The sequence below is a fragment of the Mesorhizobium sp. WSM4845 genome (genome assembly GCF_055811455.1).
Window position 1 is genome coordinate 1 of the sequence record NZ_JBVVQA010000103.1, and the last position, 492, is coordinate 492.

The following is a 492-nucleotide window of genomic DNA, read 5'->3' on the forward strand; positions in this document are numbered from 1 at the left end:
GTTTCGGGCGAAGGCCACATCGTCTGCGGCCATTGCCGCAATTGCCGGGCGGGCAGGGGGCATCTGTGCCGCAACACCCTCGGCGTCGGCGTCAACCGGCCCGGCGCCTTCGGTGAATATCTGGCGATCCCGCAGCACAACGTCGTGCCGATCCCCGACGATGTGCCCGACGAGATCGCCGCGATCTTCGATCCGCTGGGCAATGCGGTCCACACCGCACTGTCCTTTGATCTGGTTGGCGAGGACGTGCTGGTCACCGGCGCCGGGCCGATCGGCATCATGGGTGCGCTGGTGGCGCAGTGCGTCGGCGCGCGAAAGGTGGTCATCACCGACATCAACCCGGTGCGGCTGGCGCTGGCGAAAAAACTCGGCGTCCAGCATGTGGTCGACGCGTCGAAGGAAAAGCTGCGCGATATCATGCCGGCGCTCGGCATGACCGAAGGTTTTGACGTCGGCCTCGAAATGTCGGGTGCGGCACCCGCCTTCCGCGAC

At 66.3% G+C, this 492-nt stretch carries 1 protein-coding gene; it reads left to right on the plus strand.

Annotation, left to right across the window (positions count from 1 at the left end; all coding sequences use genetic code 11):
* On the plus strand, positions 1 to 492 hold a 492-nt coding region (locus tag AC0L2C_RS34195), incomplete at both ends, for a zinc-binding dehydrogenase (protein ID WP_473525535.1).